Origin of the sequence: Burkholderia seminalis (assembly GCF_001718535.1) — a bacterium.
GTDB classification, from domain to species: domain Bacteria; phylum Pseudomonadota; class Gammaproteobacteria; order Burkholderiales; family Burkholderiaceae; genus Burkholderia; species Burkholderia seminalis.
Genome location: NZ_CP013398.1, coordinates 2,284,006 through 2,303,965 on the forward strand (window position 1 = coordinate 2,284,006; position 19,960 = coordinate 2,303,965).

16 protein-coding genes and 1 tRNA gene are annotated in these 19,960 nt (G+C 68.7%); 6 read left to right on the forward strand and 11 right to left on the reverse strand.

Annotated elements, in window-relative coordinates; genetic code table 11:
- Positions 1-107 precede the first annotated feature (107 nt).
- Both WJ12_RS10365 and gltX read right to left on the reverse strand, forming a co-directional pair.
- Positions 108-183 (reverse strand) — tRNA-Ala (locus WJ12_RS10365).
- Between the two features lie 127 nt (positions 184-310).
- On the reverse strand, positions 311-1,720 hold the full coding sequence (gltX, locus tag WJ12_RS10370) for a glutamate--tRNA ligase (protein WP_059561959.1): 1,410 nt from the start codon (positions 1,718-1,720) through the stop codon (positions 311-313).
- Positions 1,721-1,999: 279 nt separating this feature from the next.
- Between gltX and WJ12_RS10375 the strand changes: the two genes are divergently transcribed.
- On the forward strand, positions 2,000-2,914 hold the full coding sequence (locus tag WJ12_RS10375; RefSeq protein WP_034188881.1) for a patatin-like phospholipase family protein: 915 nt from the start codon (positions 2,000-2,002) through the stop codon (positions 2,912-2,914).
- Between the two features lie 135 nt (positions 2,915-3,049).
- Here the strand turns inward: WJ12_RS10375 and WJ12_RS10380 are convergent, their stop codons facing one another.
- From WJ12_RS10380 to WJ12_RS10405, 6 genes are all read right to left on the reverse strand, one after another.
- The gene (locus WJ12_RS10380; RefSeq protein ID WP_034188882.1) at positions 3,050-3,724 is read right to left on the reverse strand and encodes a C40 family peptidase; all 675 of its coding nucleotides are present in this window, start codon (positions 3,722-3,724) and stop codon (positions 3,050-3,052) included.
- Between the two features lie 128 nt (positions 3,725-3,852).
- Positions 3,853-5,475 carry an ABC transporter ATP-binding protein gene (locus WJ12_RS10385; RefSeq protein WP_059561962.1) on the reverse strand — a complete coding sequence of 541 codons (1,623 nt, stop codon included), beginning with the start codon at positions 5,473-5,475 and terminating at the stop codon, positions 3,853-3,855.
- Positions 5,472-6,569, reverse strand: coding sequence for an ABC transporter permease (locus WJ12_RS10390; RefSeq protein WP_034188884.1), 1,098 nt, complete (start codon positions 6,567-6,569; stop codon positions 5,472-5,474). The genes WJ12_RS10385 and WJ12_RS10390 overlap by 4 nt, the downstream gene beginning before the upstream one ends.
- Positions 6,570-6,617: 48 nt before the next feature.
- Positions 6,618-7,661 (reverse strand): microcin C ABC transporter permease YejB, encoded by a 1,044-nt coding sequence (locus WJ12_RS10395; RefSeq protein WP_069245667.1) that lies wholly within the window; start codon positions 7,659-7,661, stop codon positions 6,618-6,620.
- 51 nt (positions 7,662-7,712) lie between these two features.
- Positions 7,713-9,596 carry an extracellular solute-binding protein gene (locus WJ12_RS10400; RefSeq protein ID WP_034188886.1) on the reverse strand — a complete coding sequence of 628 codons (1,884 nt, stop codon included), beginning with the start codon at positions 9,594-9,596 and terminating at the stop codon, positions 7,713-7,715.
- 150 nt (positions 9,597-9,746) lie between these two features.
- The gene (locus tag WJ12_RS10405; RefSeq protein ID WP_034188887.1) at positions 9,747-10,112 is read right to left on the reverse strand and encodes a hypothetical protein; all 366 of its coding nucleotides are present in this window, start codon (positions 10,110-10,112) and stop codon (positions 9,747-9,749) included.
- A gap of 296 nt (positions 10,113-10,408) precedes the next feature.
- On the opposite strand from WJ12_RS10405, the gene WJ12_RS10410 reads away from it, so the two are divergent.
- The 4 genes from WJ12_RS10410 to WJ12_RS10425 all read left to right on the forward strand — a co-directional run bounded on the left by WJ12_RS10410 (position 10,409) and on the right by WJ12_RS10425 (position 16,568).
- Positions 10,409-13,627, forward strand: coding sequence for an efflux RND transporter permease subunit (locus WJ12_RS10410; RefSeq protein WP_034188990.1), 3,219 nt, complete (start codon positions 10,409-10,411; stop codon positions 13,625-13,627).
- Entirely contained in the window at positions 13,617-14,792 is a 1,176-nt protein-coding gene (locus WJ12_RS10415) for an efflux RND transporter periplasmic adaptor subunit (protein WP_069245668.1), read from the forward strand. Before WJ12_RS10410 ends, WJ12_RS10415 begins: the two co-directional genes overlap by 11 nt.
- The gene (locus tag WJ12_RS10420) at positions 14,785-16,200 is read left to right on the forward strand and encodes an efflux transporter outer membrane subunit (RefSeq protein WP_069245669.1); all 1,416 of its coding nucleotides are present in this window, start codon (positions 14,785-14,787) and stop codon (positions 16,198-16,200) included. The genes WJ12_RS10415 and WJ12_RS10420 overlap by 8 nt, the downstream gene beginning before the upstream one ends.
- A gap of 110 nt (positions 16,201-16,310) precedes the next feature.
- A complete protein-coding gene (locus WJ12_RS10425) occupies positions 16,311-16,568 on the forward strand; it encodes a DUF4148 domain-containing protein (RefSeq protein WP_034188890.1) in 258 nt (85 codons plus the stop codon).
- Positions 16,569-16,641: 73 nt separating this feature from the next.
- Here the strand turns inward: WJ12_RS10425 and WJ12_RS10430 are convergent, their stop codons facing one another.
- The 3 genes from WJ12_RS10430 to WJ12_RS10440 are packed head-to-tail and all read right to left on the reverse strand — an operon-like array spanning position 16,642 to position 19,404.
- Positions 16,642-17,307, reverse strand: coding sequence for a response regulator transcription factor (locus tag WJ12_RS10430; protein WP_059561975.1), 666 nt, complete (start codon positions 17,305-17,307; stop codon positions 16,642-16,644).
- 19 nt (positions 17,308-17,326) lie between these two features.
- Positions 17,327-18,718, reverse strand: coding sequence for a sensor histidine kinase (locus WJ12_RS10435; protein ID WP_034188991.1), 1,392 nt, complete (start codon positions 18,716-18,718; stop codon positions 17,327-17,329).
- Between the two features lie 11 nt (positions 18,719-18,729).
- On the reverse strand, positions 18,730-19,404 hold the full coding sequence (locus WJ12_RS10440) for a response regulator transcription factor (RefSeq protein WP_034188892.1): 675 nt from the start codon (positions 19,402-19,404) through the stop codon (positions 18,730-18,732).
- Between the two features lie 218 nt (positions 19,405-19,622).
- Here WJ12_RS10440 and WJ12_RS10445 point away from each other — a divergent pair, with 218 nt between their 5' ends.
- Complete coding sequence (locus WJ12_RS10445) at positions 19,623-19,922, forward strand: DUF4148 domain-containing protein (protein ID WP_034188893.1); 300 nt, start codon at positions 19,623-19,625, stop codon at positions 19,920-19,922.
- Positions 19,923-19,960: the final 38 nt, after the last annotated feature.

Below are 19,960 nucleotides of genomic sequence, written 5' to 3' on the forward strand. Positions count from 1 at the left end.
TATTCACTTCTGGTCAACAGCGAAGGCCGAAATTCTAACTGCTTTGAATCATTTTGTGAAGCATTTATTACCACCACTGCTTCGCAAATCAACTCAGCTTGTTCTGTTGGTGGAGGTAAGCGGGATCGAACCGCTGACCTCTTGCATGCCATGCAAGCGCTCTCCCAGCTGAGCTATACCCCCTTGCAGAACAGAAATGAGATTATATGGACCTACTTTGAACTTGTAAATACCCTTTTTGCGATTCGCGCGAAATATTTTGCGAAGCTGCCGCGCACCCGCACGCGGACAGCTTCGTCGACGCACGACCTCAGGCGAGCGCGGCCTCGATGCGCGACACCACGACGTCGCGACCGAACAGCACGAGTACCGCATCGATCGACGGCGTATGCGTCGTGCCCGCCACCAGCAGACGCACCGGCATCGCGAGCTGCGGCATCTTCAGCTTGTGCGTGGCAAGCGTCGCCTTCAGCGCGGCCGACACCGCTTCCTTCGTCCAGTCGGCCGCCTTCAGCGCGGCGGCGAGATCGGCCAGCGCCGGGCGCACCGCATCGGTCACGTGCTGAGCAAGTGCGTCGGCTTCCGGTGCCGGCACCCGGTAGAACATCGTCGCGCCTTCGGCGATCTCCTTGACCGTCGTCGCGCGATCCTTCATCAGGCCGACCACCGCGTCGAGCGCCGGACCCGTCGCGATCGCCGCGTCGTCGATGCCGAGCGCGTCGAGGAACGGCTTCGCGAGTTCGGCAAGGCGCGCGTTGTCGGCTTCCTTGATGTAATGCGCGTTCAGCCAGTTCAGCTTGCTGTGGTCGTACTGCGCGGGCGACTTGCCGAGATGCTCGAGATCGAACCATTCGACGAACTGCTCGCGCGAGAAGATCTCGGCGTCGCCGTGCGACCAGCCGAGGCGTGCGAGATAGTTGACGACCGCCTCCGGCAGGAAGCCCGCGTCGCGGTACGCCATCACGCTCATCGCGCCGTGCCGCTTGCTCATCTTCTCGCCCTGCTCGTTCAGCACGGTCGGCAGGTGCGCGTAGACGGGCGGCTCGCCGCCGAGCGCATTCAGGATGTTGATCTGGCGCGGCGTGTTGTTCACGTGGTCGTCGCCACGGATCACGTGCGTGATGCCCATGTCCATGTCGTCCACCACCACGCAGAAGTTGTAGATCGGCGTGCCGTCCGGGCGCGCGATCACGAGGTCGTCGAGTTCCTCGTTCGAGATCTCGACACGCCCCTTCACCGCGTCGTCCCACACGACCGTGCCCGTCAGCGGATTGCGGAAGCGCAGCACGGGCTTCACGCCGGCCGGCGGCTCCGGCAGCACCTTGCCGGGCTCCGGACGCCACGTGCCGTCATAACGCGGCTTCAGGCCGGCTTCGCGCTGGCGTTCGCGCAGCGCGTCGAGTTCCTCGGCCGACATGTAGCACGGGTAGGCGAGGCCCTTCTCGAGCATCTGTGCGAGCACTTCGCGATAGCGGTCCATCCGCTGCATCTGGTAGATCGGGCCTTCGTCGAAATCCAGGCCGAGCCATTGCATCCCCTCGAGGATCGCATCGACCGCTTCCTGCGACGAACGCTCGACGTCGGTATCCTCGATGCGCAGCACGAACGTGCCCTTCATCTTGCGGGCGAATGCCCACGGATACAGTGCGGAGCGGATGTTGCCGAGGTGAATGAAGCCGGTGGGACTCGGCGCGAAGCGGGTACGGACAGGACGGGTCATAAACGGTAACTCGAACGCCTGGGGCGCATGAATGATTCGACGCGGGACGGCGGCGGCAGCCCGGACAGCAACGGAGCCGGCGACGCCCGGAACGGGAAAGAAGCCGGAATTATACTCGCGCCGGACATCGCGCCAAGCGCGCCGCTTGCTTTATGATGTGCGCGCCGCGGCCGCCAGCCGGCGCGGCGCCGGCCGCCCGGAACCTGCCGCGCGGCCGCTCGGAACCTATCGCCGCCGCGGGCCGTGTAACCCGCCGCCAAGCCGCCGGAGAACCATTCGATGTCGTCCCCTCGCCTGTCGCGCCGCCACTTCACGATCGCCTGCGCGTCCGCCAGCCTCGCCGCCTGCACGTCATTCGGCGACAAGTCCCGCCCCAACCCGGCCCAGTCGCAGGAGAAGCCCGTGAAGATCGGCATCGCGCTCGGCGGCGGTGCCGCGCGCGGCTTCTCGCACATCGGTGTGCTGAAGGCGCTCGAGGCGCGCGGCATCCCGGTCGAGATCGTCGCCGGCACGAGCGCGGGATCGGTGGTCGGCGCGCTGTATGCGTCCGGCATGAGCGCGCTGCAGATCAACAAGATCGCGCTCGACATGGACCAGGCGGCCATCAGCGACTGGGCGCTGCCGTTCCGCTCGCGCGGCCTGCTGCAAGGCGTCGCGCTGCAGAACTTCCTGAACAAGACGCTCAACAACCGGCCGATCGAGAAGATGGCGAAGCCGCTCGGCGTCGTCGCGACGGATCTGCAGAGCGGCCAGCCGATCCTGTTCCAGCAGGGCAACACGGGCCTCGCGGTGCGCGCGTCGTGCAGCGTGCCGTCGGTGTTCGAACCGGTGAAGATCGGCAATCGCGAATATGTCGACGGCGGCCTCGTGAGCCCGGTGCCCGCGTCGTACGCGCGCAAGATGGGCGCGAGCTTCGTGATCGCGGTCGACATCTCGGCGCGGCCGGACGGCGCGGCAACCAACAACCCGATCGAGATGCTGCTGCAGACCTTCACGATCATGGGCCAGACGATCAAGACCTACGAGCTCGACAAGTACGCGGACGTCGTGATCCGCCCGAACCTCGCGGCGATGGGCGGCAGCGACTTCAACCAGCGCAACGCGGCGATCCTCGCGGGCGAGGAAGCGGTCGCGCGGATCATGCCGGAACTGCAACGCAAGCTCGCGGCCGCGCGCGGCGTGGCGGCCGCGTAAGCCCGGCTGTCGCCGCGACGGGCGGCCCGGGCCGCCGCCCCGCGACCCGCCTCGCCACCAACGCCGGCCCCAAAAACAAAAAACCCTGCCGCCTTTCGGTGACAGGGTTTTTCCGGTCCGACCGACCGGCGAACGTCAGTTGTTGCCGTTCGCCGAATCGTCGCCGATCGTCGCGCGCACGCGCCGCAGGTCTTCCGGCTTCATCGCCGGGAATTCCGATTCGATGCGGCGCGCGCCGGTGAACCGCTTTTCCCAGTAGCCGCTGTCGAGATCGTCGACGCGAACGGTGCTGCCCGTCGACGGCGAGTGCACGAACTTGTTGTCGCCGATGTAGATGCCGACGTGCGAGAACGTACGGCGCATCGTGTTGAAGAACACCAGATCGCCCGGCTTCAGGTTGCTCATGCTCACCTTCTCGCCGACGCGGCTCATCTCTTCCGCGCGACGCGGCAGCGACATGCCGAGCGTGTCCTGGAACACGTAGCGGACGAAGCCGCTGCAGTCGAGGCCCGAATCCGGCGAGTTGCCGCCCCAGCGATAACGCACGCCGATCATGTTCAGCGCGCCGACGACCACGTCGCCCGCCTTGCCGGCCATGCCGGCGAGGAACGACTTCGCGCCGCCGCTCGACGGCTGCGTGCTGGCCTGCTGGAGGGAAGAACCCGACCCGATCTGAGTCGAATTGGTGACATTCTGGTTAAAACTGCTGACTTCGTCGGCGAACGCGCCGGGAGCTGCTGCGAACAGGGCGCCGATGAATAGCCCGGCGATGGTGCGCGCGCATGCCTGGGTCAGGGATCGATGCTGCATTGGTCGATGGAATGTGCTTAAAAATCAGCTGATTGGCGGAAAATTTCGGTCGATACTAGCCAGCGCGTAATCGTTTGTCAAAACAAATTAATAAATACAATCGAGATGATCAGACCATTGGACGCCTATCACGCTTTCCAGACCGCTTTCAACAGCTTTTGTGTGTAAGGATGTGACGGTCTCGCGAAGATGTCGGACACGTCCCCCGACTCGACGACGGCGCCGCCCTGCATCACCGCGACGCGGTGCGCCATCGCGCCGATCACCTCCAGGTCGTGGCTGATGAACACATAGCCGAGGTTGTATTTCTGTTGCAAATTCGCGAGCAGCTTCAGCACCTGCTGCTGGATCGACACGTCGAGCGCCGACGTCGGCTCGTCGAGGATCAGGATCCGCGGCTCCAGCACCAGCGCCCGCGCGATCGCGATCCGCTGGCGCTGGCCGCCCGAGAATTCGTGCGGATAACGCTGCAGCACCGTGCGGTCGAGGCCCACCTCGCGCAGCACCGCGAGCGACTTCGCGCGGCGCGCGTCGGGCGTCATGTCCGGGCGATGCAGTTCGAGCCCCTCGCCGACGATCCGCTCGATCGTGTGACGCGGCGAAAGCGAACTGAACGGATCCTGAAAGACCACCTGCATGTTCGAGCGCAGCGCGGTCTGCTCGCGGCCGCGATAGCTCGACAGCGCGCGCCCCTGGAATTCGATCTCGCCGCCGGCCGTCTTCTGCAGCCCGAGCAGCGCCATCGCGAGCGTCGACTTCCCCGACCCGGATTCCCCGACGATGCCGAGCGTCTCGCCCTGCCGCACCGACACCGACACGTCGGCGACGGCCGTCACCGGCACCGTGCCGAACCAGCCCGCGAAGCCCGGCCGCTTGCGCGCGAACTGCACGCTCACGTGCCGCGCGTCGAGCACGACGGGCGCGATCGGCATCACCGGCATGACCGTGCGCTGCGGCCGGCTGTTCAGCAGCCGCTGCGTATACGGATGCTCGGGTTGCGCGAAGATCCGCTCGACCGGCCCGCTCTCGACGAGCCGGCCATGCTCCATCACCGCGACGCGCTCGGCGAAATGCCGCACCAGATTCAGGTCGTGCGTGATCAGCAGGATCGCCATCCCGCGCTTTTCCGCTTCCTCGCGCTGCAGCTCCAGCAACAGGTCGACGATCTGCGCGCGGATCGTCACGTCGAGCGCGGTGGTCGGCTCGTCGGCGAGCAGCAGCCGCGGCCGGCACGCGAGCGCCATCGCGATCATCGCGCGCTGCCGCTGGCCGCCCGACAACTGGTGCGGATAGCTGTCGACGCGCCGGTCCGGCTCCGCGATGCCCGTGCGCGCGAGCAGCGCGATCGCGCGCTTGCGCGCCTCGACGGCCGAGACGCCGTCGTGCAGCACGATCGTCTCGCCGATCTGCACGCCGATCGTATACAGCGGGTTGAGCGCCGTCATCGGCTCCTGGAAGATCATCGCGATGTCCGAGCCGCGCAGCCCGCGCATCTCGCGCTCGCTCCTGGTCGAAAGGTCCTGCCCCGCGAAGCGGATCGCGCCGCTGACCTCCGCGTCGCGCAGCAACCGCAGGATCGACAGCGCGGTCACGCTCTTGCCGGAACCCGACTCGCCGACGAGCGCGACGCGCTCGCCGCGGCCGATCGCCAGCGTCACGTCGTCCACCGCGACCGTGTCGCCGAAGCGCACGCGCAGATGCTCGAGCGACAGCAGCGGCTCGTGCTGCGTCGATACGGTCGGCTTGCTCATCGCTGCCCTCCCGCCGCGCGCACCGAATCGGCGATCCGCGTGTCGAGCGCATTGCGCAGCGCATCGCCCATGAAGGTCAGCAGCAGCAGCGTCGCGACCAGCACGCCGAACGTCGACAGCGAGATCCACCACGCGTCGAGGTTGCCCTTGCCCTGCGCGAGCAATTCGCCGAGGCTCGGCGTCGGCGGCGGCACGCCAAGCCCGAGGAAATCGAGGCTCGTGAGCGCGAGGATCGAGCCGCTCATCCGGAACGGCAGGAACGTGATCACCGGCGTGAGGCTGTTCGGCAGCACGTGGCGCCAGATGATCTGCCAGTTCGTGAGCCCCATCGCGCGGGCCGCGCGCACGTAGTCCTGCGTGCGGTTGCGCAGGAACTCCGCGCGCACGTAGTCGGCGAGCCCGATCCAGCCGAACAGCGACAGCAGCACGATCAGCAGCAGGAAGCTCGGCTCGAAGATCGACGCGAAGATGATCAGCAGGTACAGCTCGGGCAGCGAGCTCCAGATCTCGATCAGCCGCTGCCCGACGATGTCGATGCGCCCGCCGAAGAAGCCCTGCACGGCGCCCGCGGCGATCCCGAGCAGCGTGCCGATCACGGTCAGGATCAGCCCGAACTCGACCGAGATGCGAAACCCGTAGACGAGCCGCGCGAGCAGGTCGCGCCCCTGCGCGTCGGTGCCGAGCCAGTTCTCGCGCGACGGCGGCGCCGGGTTCGGCACGTTCGAGAAGTAGTTCAGCGTGTCGTAGTAATAGCGGTTCGGCGGATAGACGACGAAGTTGCCGGGCGCCTCGAGCCGCTTGCGCACGTACGGATCGAGGTAGTCGGCCGGCGTCGGGAAATCGCCGCCGAAGGTCGTTTCCGGATACGCATGGAACATCGGGAAATAGGTCTGGCCGTCGTAGCGCACGACGAGCGGCTTGTCGTTCGACCACAGCGGCGCCGCGAGGCTCGCGGCGAACGCGACGACGAAGATCACGAAGCTCCAGTAGCCGAGACGCTGCTGCCTGAAGCGCTGCCACACGCGGCGCGCGGGCGACGGCGACACGCGCGCGCGCGCGGCGTCGATGCGGGATGACGCGACGGCCCGGTTCATCGCGCCCCTCGCCCGATCACGCCGGGCATGCGAATGGATCGTTTCATGTCAGCGTTCCAGATTGTCGAATTGAATGCGCGGATCGACCCACACGTAGCAGAGATCGGAAAGCAGCTTGGTCGCGAGCCCGATCAGCGTGAACAGGTACAGCGTGCCGAGCACGACCGGATAGTCGCGCCGCACGACCGACTCGTACGACAACAGCCCGAGGCCGTCGAGCGAGAACAGCGTCTCGATCAGCAGGCTGCCGGTGAAGAACGCGCCGATGAACGCAGCCGGGAAGCCGACGATCAGCGGCAGCATCGCGTTGCGGAACACGTGCTTCCACAGCACGCTGCGCTCGGAGAGCCCCTTCGCGCGCGCGGTCAGCACGTATTGCCGGCGGATCTGGTCGAGGAACGCGTTCTTCGTGAGCATCGTGACGACCGCGAAGCTGCCGACGACCGACGCCGTGATCGGCAGCGCGATGTGCCACAGGTAGTCGAGCACCTTGCCGACGAGCGACAGCTGCGCGAAATTGTCCGACGTGAGGCCGCGCAGCGGAAAGAGCTGCCAGAACGAGCCGCCGCCGAACAGCACGAGCAGCAGCACGCCGAGCACGAAACCCGGGATCGCATAACCGACAAGCACGACGAGGCTGGTCGCGACGTCGAACGGCGAACCGTTGCGCACGGCCTTCGCGATGCCTAGCGGCACCGAGATCAGGTACGTGAGGAAGAAGGTCCACAGCCCGATGCTGATCGACACGGGCAGCTTCTGCACGACCAGCGACCACACGCTCTGGTGGCGAAAGTAACTGTCGCCGAGATCGAAGCGCGCAAAGCGCTTGAGCATCAGCCAGTAGCGTTCGAGCGGCGGCTTGTCGAACCCGTACAGCGCCTTGAGCTGCGCGAGCTGCTGCGCGTCGACGCCGGTGTGCGCGCGCAGGCCGAACGGCACCGCGCCCTGCTCCGTCGCGCCCTTGCGCAATTCCTGCACGGCCTGCTCGACGGGGCCGCCCGGCACGAACTGGATCACCGCGAACGTCAGCGTCAGCACGCCGACGAGCGTCGGGATCATCAGCAGCAGGCGTTTGAGGATGTAGCTCCACATAGGGCGTCGACTCGTGATCGGTTGGGCGATTGGACGAAAGGCGGGTGCGGGTCAGTGATCGGGCTTCGCCCACCATGTCGACACGACCCAGCCTTCGGCCGAATAGTACAGCGGCAGCGTCTGCGGATAGGCGAGCGAGCGCTTGTAGGCGATCCGGTGCGTCGTGCTGTACCACTGCGGTACCGCGTAGTAGCCGTGCATCAGCACGCGGTCGAGCGCGTGCGTCGCGTCGAGCAGATCCTCGCGCGTCTGCGCGGTGCCGAGCGCGTGCAGCAATGCGTCGACGGCCGGCGACTTCAGCCCGATGAGGTTGTCGGAGCCCGGCTCGTCGGCGAACTTGCTCGCGTAACGCGAATATTGCTCGGCGCCCGGCACCTGCACGCCCGGCAGGCGGATCGTCGTCATGTCGTAGTCGAACGCGTCGAGACGCTTCTGCAGCAGCGCGAAATCGGCCGTGCGAAAACGTACGGCGATGCCGAGCTTCGCGAGGTTGCGCTGGTACGCGGTCACGACGCCTTCCATCGCGCCCCCCGCATCGTCGAGGATCTCGAACGCGAACGGCTCGCCCTTCGCGTTGCGCAGCGCGCCGTCGCGATAGGTCCAGCCGGCCTGCGCGAGCAATGCGCGCGCCTTCAGCAGGTTCGCGCGCAGCGAACCCGGCGGATTCGTGTCCGGCTGCGTGACCATCGGGCCGAACACGGCCGGATCGAGCTGCGCGCGCAGCGGCTCGAGCAGCTTCAGCTCGCCCTCGCCCGGCATGCCGGTCGCCTGCAGGTCGGTGTCGGCGAAATAGCTGTCGAGGCGCGTGTACGCGCTGTAGAACAGCTGGCGGTTCAGCCATTCGAAGTCGAACGCGAGGTCGAGCGCCTGGCGCACGCGCGCGTCGCGAAACAGCGGACGGCGCAGGTTCATGAAGAAACCCTGCATGCCGGCGCCGTTGTGCTGGCGGAATTCGCGCTTGACGAGCTCGCCGCTGTCGAAACGCTTGCCGACGTCGCGCCGCGTCCAGTTGCGCGCGATGTACTCGACGAGCACGTCGTATTCGCCGGCCTTGAACGCCTCGAGCCGCGCGACGCCGTCGCCGTACAGCTTGTAGACGATCCGCTCGAAGTTGTTGGTGCCGATCCGCACCGGCAGGTCGGCGCCCCAGTACGCGGGGTTGCGCCGATAGGTGATCGTGCGGCCGTTGTCGTAGCGCTCGATCAGATACGGGCCGCTGCCGATCGGCTGCTCGAACGCGAGCTGGTCGAACGGGATGCGCGAGCCGTCCGCGCGCACGCCCCACTTGCGCGAGAACACCGGCACGCCGCCGGCGATCAGCGGCAGCTCGCGGTTCGCGCTGCGGAACTCGAAGCGCACGGTGGCCGGATCGACCACCACGGCCTTCGCGATTTCCGCGAAATACGCGCCGAACTGCGGCGCGGCCTGCTTGCTCTTCAGCGTATCGAACGAAAACTTGACGTCGTCGGCCGTGACGCGATCGCCGTTCGAGAAACGCGCGCGCGGATTCAGGTGGAACGTGACCGAACGACGATCGGGCGCGACGTCGATGTCGTCGGCCAGCAGCCCGTAGGCGGATGCCGGTTCGTCCGAGCTGCCGGTCGCGAGGCTCTCGAACAGCATGTCGATGCCCGGCGCCGGATTGCCGCGCATCGTGAACGGATTGAACTTGTCGAACGACGTCAGCCGGTTCGGGTTCGCAAGCACGAGCGTGCCGCCCTTCGGCGCATCGGGGTTGACGTAGTCGAAATGCTTGAAACCCGGCGGATACTTCGGCTCGCCGTACTGCGCGATCGCATAGGCCGCGTGCGCGGCCGGCGTGGCCAGCGCGGCGCATAGCGCAAACGCCGCGGCCGCGCGGCCGGCAGCCCGTACGGCACGCAGCGCGCCGGAACCGGCCCGCACGGCGGCGGCCCGGGGCGAACCCTTCGTCATAGAGGCCCTGTCGGTCGAATGAGGGTAGTAACGTGGGACGATTCTACCCATTCAATCGGCCGGGCCAAAAGAAAACCGCCACGCGGGCGGTTTCCGGTCTTGTTGACGGGCAGACGGCGCGCACGCGTCACGCGCGCGCACCGCGCCGTATCAGCGCCAGCCGTTGTGGCGACCGTTGTCCCAGTGACCGTGACCGCGGTCCCAGCCGGGACGCCCGCCATGGTGGCGATACCAGTCGTCGCGGCCCCAGTAACGGCGGCCGTCCCAGTAGCGGTCGCCGTGCCAGCCGATCACGATCGCCGGTCCCGGCGCGTACACGGGCGCCGGCGCATACACCGGCGCAGGCTGGTAGACGACCGGCGGCGGGGGCGGCGGCGCATACACGGGCGCGGGCGCGACGTAGACCGGCGCCGGCACGCCGACGTTGATCCCGACATTGACTCCCGCCATTGCTGCGCCCGACACGAGCAAGGCCGTCATACCGGTCAAGAGCGAGGCAACACGCAAGGTCTTCATGGATTCCTCTTCTGGTTGTGTCATGTGTGACTGGACTATAACGGCAAGCCCCGCCTCCGCATATTTCAAGTTTGTAAGAACTGATGCGTCACATCGCAACGGAAAGCCCGCGCTAACGTCTTGTAACAATCGGCGCCCGTCCGCCCCCGCCGTGCCCTTTCCTAAAACATCTTTCATCCTGCCTCGCGCCCGGCGTTAAGCGCCGCCTCGCACACTGCGCGAGCCGGATCGGGCGCCCGCCACGCTTCGGCACTTTGCTGACAGGCCGGCGCCCCGCGCCGGCGGAGACCTCGCCGATGCTGAAACTCGTCCGACTCGCGCTCGCGCGCCCCTACACGTTCATCGTCCTCGCGCTGCTGATCCTGATCGCGGGGCCGCTCGCCGCGCTGCGCACGCCGACCGACATCTTTCCCGACATCCGGATCCCGGTGATCAGCGTCGTATGGAACTACGCGGGCCTGCAGCCGGCCGACATGTCCGGGCGCATCGTCACGTATTACGAGCGCACGCTCGGCACGACGGTCAACGACGTCGCGCACATCGAGTCGCAATCGTTCCGCAGCTTCGGGATCGTCAAGATCTTCTTCCAGCCGAGCGTCGACATCCGCACCGCGACCGCGCAGGTCACGTCGATCTCGCAAACCGTGCTCAAGCAGATGCCGCCCGGCACCACGCCGCCGCAGATCCTCAACTACAACGCGTCGACGGTACCGGTGCTGCAGCTCGCGCTGACGAGCGACACGCTGAACGAACAGCAGCTCGGCGACTACGCGACCAACGTGATCCGGCCGCAGTTGCTGTCCGTCGCGGGTGTCGCGATTCCGTCGCCGTACGGCGGCAAGGTGCGCCAGGTGCAGATCGACCTCGACCCGCAGGCGCTGCAGGCCAAGGGGCTGTCCGCGCAGGATGTCGCGACCGCGCTCGCGCAGCAGAACCAGATCATCCCGGCCGGCACGCAGAAGATCGGCGGCTTCGAATACAACATCCGCCTCAACGACAGTCCGCTGACCATCGACCAGCTCAACGCGCTTCCGATCCGGACGGTTAACGGCGCGGTGATCTTCATGCGCGACGTCGCGCATGTCCGCGACGGCTTTCCGCCGCAGGGCAACATCGTGCGCGTCGACGGCCGCCGCGCGGTGCTGATGAGCGTGCTGAAAAGCGGCTCGGCGTCGACGCTCGACATCATCGCGGGCGTCAAGGCGCAGTTGCCGCGCATCGAGGCGACGCTGCCGCCGTCGCTGCGGCTCGTCGTGATGGGCGACCAGTCGGTGTTCGTCAAGGGCGCCGTGAGCGGCGTCGCGCGCGAAGGCCTGATCGCCGCGGCGCTCACTTCCGCGATGATCCTGCTGTTTCTCGGCAGCTGGCGCTCGACGCTGATCATCGCCGCATCCATCCCGCTCGCGGTGCTGGCGGCGATCGCCGCGCTGGCGGCCGCGGGCGAGACGCTCAACGTGATGACGCTCGGCGGGCTCGCGCTCGCCGTCGGTATTCTGGTCGACGACGCGACCGTCACGATCGAGAACGTCAACTGGCACCTGGAACAGGGCAAGGACGTGCGCAGCGCGATCCTCGACGGCGCGTCGCAGATCGTCGCGCCGGCCTTCGTGTCGCTGCTGTGCATCTGCATCGTGTTCGTGCCGATGCTGCTGCTCGACGGCGTCGCGCGCTTCCTGTTCGTGCCGATGGCCGAGGCCGTGATCTTCGCGATGATCGCGTCGTTCGTGCTGTCCCGCACGTTCGTGCCGATGATGGCCCGTTACCTGCTGAAGCCGCATGCCGCCCATCCGGCCGCCGTGCTCGCGCCGCACGGCGCGCCGTTCGCGCCGCCGCGCGCACGCAATCCGCTCGTCGCGTTCCAGCAGGGCTTCGAACGCCGCTTCGCCGCGCTGCGCGCCGGCTACCGCGTCGTGCTCGGGCTGGCCCTCGCCCACCGCGGCCGCTTCGTCGCACTGTTCCTCGCCGCGGTCGCCGTGTCGTTCGTGCTGGTGCCGGGGCTCGGCCGCAATTTCTTCCCGTCGGTCGACTCGGGCGAGATCGCGATCCACGTGCGCGCACCGATCGGCACGCGCATCGAGGAAACCGCCGCGCTGTTCGACCGCGTCGAACGCACGGTGCGCGGCGTCGTGCCGCCGCGCGCGCTCGCGAGCATCGTCGACAACATGGGCCTGCCGAACAGCGGGATCAACCTCACGTACAGCAACAGCGGCACGATCGGCCCGCAGGACGGCGACATCCTCGTGTCGCTCACCGGCGACCACGCGCCGACGGCCGGCTACGTGAAGCAACTGCGCACCGCGCTGCCGCGCGCGTTTCCGGGCGTGACGTTCTCGTTCCTGCCCGCCGACATCGTGAGCCAGATCCTCAACTTCGGCGCCCCCGCGCCGATCGACGTGCAGGTGACCGGCCCCGACCGGGCAGCCAACCGCGCGTACGCGACCGAGCTGCTGCGCCGCATCCGCACGGTGCCGGGCGTCGCCGATGCGCGCGTGCAGCAGGCGTCGACCTATCCGCAGTTCACGGTGTCGGTCGACCGCGCGCGCGCCGCGCAGCTCGGCGTCACCGAGCAGGACGTCACCAATGCGGTGGTCGCCAGCCTGTCCGGCACGAGCCAGGTGTCGCCGACCTACTGGCTCGATCCGCACAACGGCGTGTCCTATCCGATCGTCGCGCAGACGCCGCAGTACCGGATGACGTCGCTGTCGGACCTGCGCGCGTTGCCCGTCACGGGCCGCACGGGCGCCCCGCAACTGCTCGGCGGCCTCGCGACGATCGTGCGCGGTCAGACCGACGCGGTCGTCTCGCACTACGACATCGCGCCGCTGTACGACATCTTCGCGACGACGCAGGATCGCGATCTCGGCGCGGTCAGCGCCGACATCGAACGCGTGCTGCGCGCGAATGCCGCCGGCCTGCCGAAGGGCTCGCGCGTGACCGTGCGCGGCCAGGTGCAGACGATGAACGGCGCATTCGGCGGACTGCTCGCCGGCCTCGCCGGCGCGGTGCTGCTGATCTACCTGCTGATCGTCGTGAACTTCCATTCGTGGCGCGACGCGTTCGTGATCGTGAGCGGGCTGCCCGCGGCGCTCGCCGGCATCGTCTGGATGCTGTTCGTCACGCGCACGCCGCTGTCGGTGCCGGCGCTGACGGGCGCGATCCTGTGCATGGGGGTCGCGACCGCGAACAGCATCCTCGTCGTCACCTTCGCGCGCGAACGGCTCGCGCACACCGCCGACGCGGCCGTCGCCGCGCTCGAGGCCGGCTTCACGCGCTTTCGGCCCGTGATGATGACCGCGCTCGCGATGATCATCGGCATGGCGCCGATGGCGCTCGGTCTCGGCGACGGCGGCGAACAGAACGCCCCGCTCGGCCGCGCGGTCATCGGCGGCCTGCTGTGCGCGACCGTCGCGACGCTGGTGTTCGTGCCGGTCGTGTTCAGCCTCGTCCACCGGCGCGATCGCGCGCCGCGCCCCGAATCCCTTTCCGTCACTCCGGGAGAACAGCATGTCCACTGAATTCGAAGTCCGTCCCCCCGGCACGCCGCGCTACCTGAAGCCGCTCGCGATCGCAGGCGCCGTCGCCGCGCTCGCGGTCGCGGCCGCCGGCGTCCTCGCCCGCGTGCACGATGCCCATGCGGTCGCCGCGTGGACCGCGCAGCAAGCGATCCCGACCGTCGCCACGGTCGCGCCGCAGCCGGCCGCGGCCGACGCACTCGTGCTGCCGGGCCGGCTCGACGCCTATGTCGACGCCCCGATCTACGCACGCGTGCCGGGCTACCTGCATGCGTGGTACGCGGACATCGGCGCGCACGTGAAGGCGGGCCAGCTGCTTGCGTCGATCGACACGCCCGATCTCGACCAGCAGTTGCAGCAGGCCCGCGCGGACCTGCAAAGCGCGAGCGCGAACGAGCGGCTCGCCGCGATCACGGCCGCCCGCTGGGCCGAGATGCTTGCGCAGGATTCGGTGTCGCAGCAGGAGGCCGACGAGAAACGCAGCGACCTCGATGCGAAACGCGCGGCCGTCGCCGCGCGCACCGCCGACGTACGGCGGCTCGAAGCGCTCGAATCGTTCAAGCGGCTCACCGCGCCGTTCGACGGCGTCGTGACGGCCCGCAAGACCGACGTCGGCGCGCTGATCGACGCGGGCAGCGGCAACGGCGCCGAGCTCTTCACCGTGTCGGATGCGCGGCGACTGCGGCTGTACGTCCACGTGCCGCAGGACGACGCGGCCGCGATCCGCGCGGGCATGCAGGCCGTGCTGACCGTACCCGAGCGCCCGGGCCAGACGTTCGACGCCACGCTCGCGGATTCCGCGCAGTCGATCGACCCGGCGTCCGGCACGCTGCTCGCGCAGTTTTCGATCGCCAATCCGGCGGGCACGCTCTTTCCCGGCGAATACGCGCAGGTGCGGCTTGCGATGCCCGGCGCCGCGCATGCGCTGACGATTCCGGCCAGTACGCTGATCTTCCGCCACGACGGGTTGCAGATCGCGGTGCTCGACGCGAACGGGCATGCGAGGTTGCGCAACGTGTCGATCGCGACCGATCTCGGCACGCGCGTCGAGATCGCCTCGGGACTCGCGGCCGGCGATCGCGTGATCGACAATCCGCCCGATTCGCTCGCTGACGGCGACCCTGTACGTATCGCCGGCACCGCGACGACGGAGCACGCACATGGCTGACCGACTGCTTGCCGCATGGCTGGGCAGCATCGCGCTGCTCGCCGGCTGTTCGCTCGCACCGGCCTACCGCGTGCCGGCCGTTCCGGTGCCGGCCGCGTTTCGCGAAACGGGCCCGTGGGTCGATGCCGCGCCGGCCGACCGCCTGCCGCGCGACGGCTGGTGGCGCGTGTACGGCGACGCGACGCTCGACCGGCTCGAACCGCTCGTCGCACGCGCGAATCCCGACCTCGCGGCCGCCGTCGCGCGGCACGACGAGGCGACCGCGCTGTTCGACGAAGCGCATGCGGCGTTGCTGCCGAGCGTGGGTATCGAAGCCGAACCCGACCGCGACCGGCAGTCGGCGCGCCGGCCGCTGCGCGGCAGCGGCCAGCCCGACGTCTACGAGTCGAACACGCTCGAAGCCGGCATCGGCTACGACGTCGATCTGTGGGGCAAGGTCCGCAACACGGTCGCGGCCGGCCGCGACGACGCGCAGGCGGCCGACGACGATCTCGCGTCGGTCCGGCTCAGCCTGCAGGCCAGCGTGGCCGCCACCTACTTCGACCTCGCGGGCCTCGACCGCGAAGCGGCCACGCTCACGCAAACGATCGACACGTATCGCCGCGCGTGGCAACTCACGGTCAGCCGTCATCGCGGCGGCCTCGCGTCGGGGCTCGACGTGTCGCGCGCACGGACACAACTCGCGCTCGCCCGGGCACGCGCCTCCGACATCGCCGCCCGCCGCGCACTCGACGAACACGCGATCGCCGTGCTCGTCGGCACATCCGCGTCGACGTTCACGCTGCCGCCCGTCGCGGCGCTGCCCGGCGTGCCGGCGATTCCGACCGGCCTCGCGTCGACGCTGCTCGAACGCCGGCCGGACATCGCCGCCGCCGAACGTCGCGTCGCGGCGGCGAACGCGCGGATCGGCGTCGCCCGCGCCGCCTATTTCCCCGACCTGTCGCTCGGCCTCGCTGCCGGCTTCCAGAGCGATACGTTCTCGCCGTGGCTCGCCGCGCCGAACGAGATCTGGTCGATCGGGCCGCGTCTCGCGGCGACGCTGTTCGACGGCGGCCTGCGCGCCGCGGGCGTACGCAAATCACGTGCGCAATTCGCCGAGCAGGGCGCGCGCTATCGCGCCGTCGTGCTGCAGGCATTCCGGGAAGTCGAGGACGATCTCGCGCTGCTGCACCGCCTCGGCGACGAATCCGACCAGGACGACGCGGCGCTCGTCGCGGCGCGGCAGTCGCTCGCACTCGCGATGTCGCGCTATCGCGACGGCGCGGTCAGCTATCTCGACGTGGTCACGGCGCAGACGACCGAACTCGATACGCAGATCGCGTCGCTCGATGCCGACGCGCGACGCCTGCAGGCATCCGTCGGGCTCGTGCGCGCGCTCGGCGGCGGCTGGCACGGCACGCATTCATGAACGTTTCTTCATCGGCGCGCCCGGCGCCCGCACGGGCGCGCCCGATAACGTGGTGCCTGCCGGCATCGCCATCACGTCACCGGCTACTGTCACTTGAAAAGGACCACGCCATGAAGACCCTGATGTTCACCTCCCTCCTCTGCGCCCTCTGCGTCACGTTGCCCGGCCGGGCCAGCGCGATGCCGCCCGCCGCGGCGACCGCACCACACACGTTCGCGTCGGCCGCACCCGCACCGCTGCCGTCGCGACCGGCATGGGCGGCCTCGCCAGCCGCGCCGCTCACGCGCGCGCAGGTCTATCGCGAACTCGTCCACGCCGAACGCGACGGGCAGCTCGCGCAACTCAACCGCGAACTGTATTCACACTGACTGCACGCACACGGACGTGTCGCGCGACGCGCGGCACGCCTGCGCTCGTCGCACGCAACGCGCTACCGCGCCGTCATCCGCCCGCGTCGAACCTGAACCCGAATCGCGCGACGGTCTCGATCCGCGCGGTGAATGCGTGGGCGGCCAGCTTGCGCCGTAACCGCACGACCAGCGCATTGACCGTTTCGGGTTCGATATCGGCGTCGCCCCATGCATAACGCAGCACGGCGTCGCGCCCGACCGGCCGGCCCGATTCGCGCAGCAGGCATTCGACGAGACGGAATTCCCGCGCACTGAGCGCGAGCCGCCTGCCGTGCTCCTCGAGCGCTCGCGTCGCCGCGTCGAGCCGGACCGGCTCGCGCGTCCCGATCGCGCCGGTCCGGCGCCACAGCGCGCGCAACCGTTCGTGCAGCTCGACGAACGAACACGGATGGGCAAGACACACGTCGCACCCGGCCTGCAGCATCCGCGCGCGCTGCACGGGCGTGGCGCCGGTGACGATCGCGGCGATCGTCGCGCCGCCGGCCGACACGGCAAGGTGCGGCAATCCCGTGAGGATCGCCGGATCGGCCGCCGCATCGGGTGCAACGATCACGATGGCGTCGAAGCGGTCCTGCGTCGCCGCGAAGCAGCCGTCGCGCCATCCGTCGACCCGCTCGACGCCGTGCATGCTCTCGCGAAACGCCTTGTCGAGCCGCGCGGCCTCCGGCGTCGACGGAGCAATCAGCAGGATGCGCATCGATCGCTCCCCGGCGCCGTCACGCGAGCGAGCGCGGCCAGCATTCGACCGTGATCGCCGTGCCGGCCGGCTGCGCATCGCCGATTCGCAGTGCGAAATCGTGCACGCGCATCACGGCCGACACCACGCTCAAGCCGAGCCCCGACCCGTTCACGTGGCGCGTGCGCTCGCCGCGATAGAAGCGTTCGAGCACCGCGTCGCGCTCGCCTGGCGGGATGCCCGGACCGGTGTCCTCGAACCGGACGAGCGGGCCGTTCGGCGTCGTGTGGAGCACGACGTGCACGCGCCCGCCCGGCGGCGTGAACTTGATGGCATTGTCCGCGAGATTGCTGAACGCCTCGAACAGCAATGCGCGGTCGCCGTGAATGCCGTCGACGCGTGCGGCATCGAGTTCGAACGACACGTCGACGGCTTCGGCCAGCGGCTCGTAGAGGTCGCACACGTCGCGCAGCAACGCCGCGACGTCGACCGCGGCAAAGCCGCCGCGCCGGCTCAGCGTGCCGATCTCCGAGATGCGCAGCATCGCGCGAAAGCGTTCGAGCAGCCGGTCGGTTTCGTCGCGCGCGGACGCCAGCAGTGCCGCCGACGCAGGATCGTCCGCGCAGAACGGCTGGTCGGCCAGCCGCGCCAGCATCGTATGCACGCGTGCGAGCGGCGTGCGCAGGTCGTGCGCGATGCCGTCGCAGGTATGGCGCACCTCGCCCATCAGCCGCTCGACTTCGTCGAGCATGTGGTTCACGAGATGCGCGAGCAGGTCGAGTTCGTCGTAGCGGCCGACCGGCAGCCGCTTGCCGAGATCGCCTTCGGCGATCTGCCGCGTGACGCGCCGGATCGCGGCGACGCGGCGCATCTGCCGCATGCCGAGCATGCTGCCGCCCGCGATGCCCGCGATCAGGATCATCACGCCGCCGATCACGAGCCCGCGGATCGCGACATCGCGAATCTGGATGAAATGCGACAGGTCGCGCGCGACGACCAGCGTCATCCCGTTGTCGCGGCGCACGGCCATCGCGCGCGTGATCGGCGCGGGCTGGCCGTCGAGCGGCGCGAGCGTGCGGTTCAGCGTGCGGCCGTCGCGATCCGTGCGCAGCGCGGGCAGCGTCGCGATGTCGCCGGCCACGCGATGCCCGGCCGCGTCGAACAGCCCGTAGAAACTCGTATGCATGCGCTCGTGCTCGAGCCGCCGGTGGATCGCGAGCGGCAGCGCCGCATCGGGGATCGAATCGAAATAGATCAGCTGCCACGCGAGCACCTCGTCGGTGTCGTGCGTCATCGTGTGTGTCGCCGCCGCGTTGATGACGCCCGCGAGCAGCAGCAGCGACACCGAGAAGATCGCCGCATACGCGCACAGCCAGCGAAACGTCGTCGTATGCCAGCGGCGCGTGAAATTCGCCGCGCGAGCCGTGTCCATCGCCGCCTCCGTCACGCGAGCATGTAGCCCGAGCCGCGCACCGTCTGGATCATCGGTTCCGCGCCCGGCGGATCGATCTTCTTGCGCAGCCGGCCCATGTGGACGTCGATCAGATTGGTGCCGGGATCGAAGTGATAACCCCACACGGTCTCGAACAGCATCGTGCGCGTGATCGTCTGGCCCGCGTTGCGCATCATGAACTCGAGCACGCGAAATTCGGTCGGCAGCAGCGGAATCTCGTCGCCGCCGCGCCGTGCGCAGCGCGAAATGAGGTCGAGCTCGAGTGCGCCGACCTTCAGCAGCGTCTGCTGCGGCACGCCCGATGCCTGCCGGCGGCGCAGCAGCACCTCGATGCGCGCGCTCAGCTCGCCGGAATCGAACGGCTTCGTCAGGTAATCGTCGCCGCCCGCGCGCAGCCCGCGGATGCGCTCGTCGACATCGCCGAGCGCACTCAGCATCAGCACCGGCGTATCGATGCCGACCGTGCGCATCGCGGTCAGGATCGCGAGGCCGTCCGCGCCCGGCAGCATCCGGTCGAGCGTGATCGCGTCGTACGATGCGCTCATCGCGCGCATCATCCCTTCGCGGCCGTTGTCGATCCAGTCGACCTCGAACCCGCGCGCGGTCAGCTCGCCGACGATCTCGTTCGCGGTCACCGCATCGTCCTCGACCGTCAGTACTCGCATGGTTGTCCTCTCAATGAACGTCGCGACGGGCGCACACGACGCGCCCGCGACTATCGTAGGCGACGCGCTCGCCGTCCGGCGTTACATGAAAAATGCTTCATCCCGCGCCGCGACAAGCACGCGTGAAACATGTTTCATCCGTGCGTCGCCCGCCTCGTCGTGCGGGCCGCCTACGCTGACGTCATGCGGCATCGAGCCGCGCAACCAGGAGCCACCGGATGAAACTGTCGACCACCGTCGCCTGCATGCTGCTCGCATGCGCTAGCACCGCCGCGTTCGCGGGCCCCCGCCTCACCCCGCAGGAATGTCGTGCGTACCCGTTCGTTCATACGGGCCACGACGTCACGCATGCGGACCTCGTGCGCGAACTGACCGAGCTCGAACAGGTCGGCTACAACCCGGCTCACGCGAGCCCCTACTACCCCGACGATCTCGACGACGCGAAGCAGCGCCTCGCCGCCGAATACCGCGCGGACTGCACCCATGCGCTGACGGCCGACGCCGGCGTGCGGCACTGACCGCGCACGGCCCGGCGCAACGCGGCCGGGGGAGAAAT